Here is a 1,897-nt window from a genome sequence, read left to right on the forward strand (position 1 = left end):
CGCCCCGACTGGAACGCGTACGCGGCGCACCACCCGGCCATCACCAGGCACCCCGCCGCCATCAGCCAGTGCTCCCGGACAGCGGCAGAGAACGCGACCAGCCACGCGAACGTGGCGGCCAGCCCGCCGAGGGCCGCGACCGTGGGGCGGGCCGACAGGGTGAAGGTCAGGACGGCCGCGACGGCGACGAGCATGATCAGGGCATCCATCACGCACCCCCGGCCTGGCCGTAGGCGGCGGACCGGTCGACGTGCGCCCAGATCTTGACGCGGACACCGTCGATCACCGTCTCGATCTCGGCCCCGGTGTAGGACGCGTGCCGCTCGGTCTCGACCTCAACGCCGAGGTGCGCGGCCCACGCCGCCATGGTGGCGCTCTGGGTCTCGTCGTCGTCCCTGACGTACGGGGACGCGGACAGGTTGGTGGTGTGGGGGTGCAGGCTCCAGTGCAGGAGCGGCAGGCCGGCCTCTTCGGCGCGGCGGATGATCCCGGTCAGGACGCGGGCCGCGTCCAGATGGGTGGTGGGGGTGGTCGCCTTGCCTCCCCCGTCCTGCTCGGCGGGGCAGCGCTCGCAGGTCCGGAACCCGGCGCGCCACTCGCTGGTCGCGATCCGGTGGCCGCACTTGCCCACGACATAGCCGGGCTGGTCGGGGATCTCGCTACCAGGCTCCGGGTAGGTCTTCTCGTTCACTTCGGTTCCTCTCGATACGATGGGGGCGCGAGTTCCTCTCGCACCTGGCCCTCGTCGTGTGCGCGACGGGGGCCGCCTTACGTCTCAGGCGGTCTTGCGCTCGCGCAGCAGGTCGTCCCGGTAGGGCCGCAGCAGCGCGACCAGGCGGGTGATCTCGGCGGGCGACAGGGGCCGGTGGTGCTTGGCGTCGGCCTGGCCGGCGGCGAACGCCTCGTCGGGCGTGCGGCAGATGCGCGGAGTCGGGGTGATCATCAGCGCTTCACCTGCTCGAACGCCTGCTCAAGCACGTCGGACGGGTAGGTGTTGACGGCGCCGAACGTGGCGTCCTGGCGCTTCACCGGCTGCTCGCCACGCTCCCGGAGGATGCGGCCCGCGCGGGTGCCGACCTTGATCAGGTACGGTCGGTCGGTCGGCCGGTCGGTGAGCTTGGCGTAGCCGAGCGCGGTGAACCAGTCGTGCCGTCCCTCGATCGCCTCGACCTTCGCTTCAAGGACGGCGGTCCGCTCGTGCTGCGCACGCAGCTCGGCGACCATCTCCTCCAGCAAGGCGATGCCGGACGCGGGCTTCTTGGCCACCTCACCGCGACGGAACTGCGGGATGACGACCTTGACGACCCAGCGGCGGAACATGCGGGGCCCGTCACCGCGCCCAGCCAGGCCGAGAGTGGCGAAGCCGTCCTTGCTGACGAACCACGCCTCCGCGTTTCCGCTGGTCGGACCGGCCGTCCAGTTTTGTACGGCGGGCTGACCTGCGAAAACTTCGCGCATGTTGAGCTTGCGCTTGTCTTCATCTTCGATCAGGTGGATGGCCGTTCGGGGGTTGCCGTGGCCGGTGCCCTTGCAGAGGTCGGCGAAGTGCATCCAGACCGTGCCGTCCACCCGCACCCAGCGGAGGGACTGGCCGGTCTCTGGGTAATGGATCGTCCCGGCATCGGCGGTCTCGTCGAACCGCAGGAGTTGCAGCTCACTCATTGCCGTGGCTCCCCTCGTGGGCCGACGCCGCCGGTCCCTTCGCACGCTGGGCAGGAGATCGGCTCTCCCCCGCTATCGCTGGGGTTGGGGATGTGGCCCCGTCCGTTGCAGGTTCCGCAGGCGGGCACAGGGACTCCGGGTCGGTGAACAGGGATTCGGGGGTGGTGCCGAGGGCCTCGGCGATGCTGGCGCGGTAGTCGTCGCCGATTCCGGCCAGTCCGCGTTCGGCTCGGCT

At 70.6% G+C, this 1,897-nt stretch carries 5 protein-coding genes; all 5 read right to left on the bottom strand.

The window, feature by feature from the left end; genetic code table 11:
• Positions 1–209: hypothetical protein (locus tag VIU94_RS09925; RefSeq protein ID WP_331909761.1), on the bottom strand; the 209-nt coding region annotated here is incomplete at its 3' end.
• On the bottom strand, positions 209–691 hold the full coding sequence (locus VIU94_RS09930; RefSeq protein ID WP_331909763.1) for a hypothetical protein: 483 nt from the start codon (positions 689–691) through the stop codon (positions 209–211). The genes VIU94_RS09930 and VIU94_RS09925, both read right to left, overlap by 1 nt.
• 84 nt (positions 692–775) lie before the next feature.
• A complete protein-coding gene (locus VIU94_RS09935; RefSeq protein ID WP_331909765.1) occupies positions 776–943 on the bottom strand; it encodes a hypothetical protein in 168 nt (55 codons plus the stop codon).
• Positions 943–1,662 carry a BRO family protein gene (locus tag VIU94_RS09940; protein WP_331909767.1) on the bottom strand — a complete coding sequence of 240 codons (720 nt, stop codon included), beginning with the start codon at positions 1,660–1,662 and terminating at the stop codon, positions 943–945. Before VIU94_RS09940 ends, VIU94_RS09935 begins: the two co-directional genes overlap by 1 nt.
• The coding region (locus VIU94_RS09945; protein ID WP_331909769.1) for a hypothetical protein at positions 1,655–1,897 on the bottom strand (243 nt) is incomplete at its 5' end. The genes VIU94_RS09940 and VIU94_RS09945, both read right to left, overlap by 8 nt.

It is taken from the genome of Streptomyces sp., from assembly GCF_036566765.1.
Classification (GTDB): domain Bacteria; phylum Actinomycetota; class Actinomycetes; order Streptomycetales; family Streptomycetaceae; genus Streptomyces.

What these genes read in the sequence shown, in the direction of transcription:
- VIU94_RS09940 (WP_331909767.1), bottom strand. Translation starts at nt 1,662, where the DNA reads ATGAGTGAGCTGCAACTCCTGCGGTTCGACGAGACCGCCGATGCCGGG.
- VIU94_RS09935 (WP_331909765.1), bottom strand. Translation starts at nt 943, where the DNA reads ATGATCACCCCGACTCCGCGCATCTGCCGCACGCCCGACGAGGCGTTC.